General features: G+C 59.5%; 1 protein-coding gene. It reads right to left on the reverse strand.

The window, feature by feature from the left end; all coding sequences use genetic code 11:
* Nucleotides 1–304, reverse strand: a 304-nt coding sequence (locus NE591_RS14160; protein ID WP_256156970.1) for a hypothetical protein, incomplete at both ends; no start/stop codon positions are given.

Consider the following 304-nt stretch of genomic DNA (forward strand, 5'->3'; position numbering starts at 1 on the left):
AGGATTGCGCCGCGCTCAGCTTTTCCCGCAGCTTCCCAGCCCCGAACCTCGCTAGCGATGGGTTGAAGCTCTCCAATGTCTCGCGCAACTCCGTCCGCTCGTTGCCGAAGATACTCCAATCGGTCTTGCTCATCTTCGATATCGAGCTTCACGTCCTCGAGCTGGCTGTCACGCTCGGCAAGGTCACCCACCTTGTCGGCAATCTCGGTAACAAGCTCTGCCTTACGCGCTTCGGCATCATTCAGTAAAGCGGCGGCTTCTTCCCTAGCCGCCGCGTCGATTCGCGCCGCTTCGTCATTCGCAG

The sequence above is a fragment of the Adlercreutzia sp. DFI.6.23 genome (assembly GCF_024462535.1).
GTDB lineage: Bacteria > Actinomycetota > Coriobacteriia > Coriobacteriales > Eggerthellaceae > Adlercreutzia > Adlercreutzia rubneri.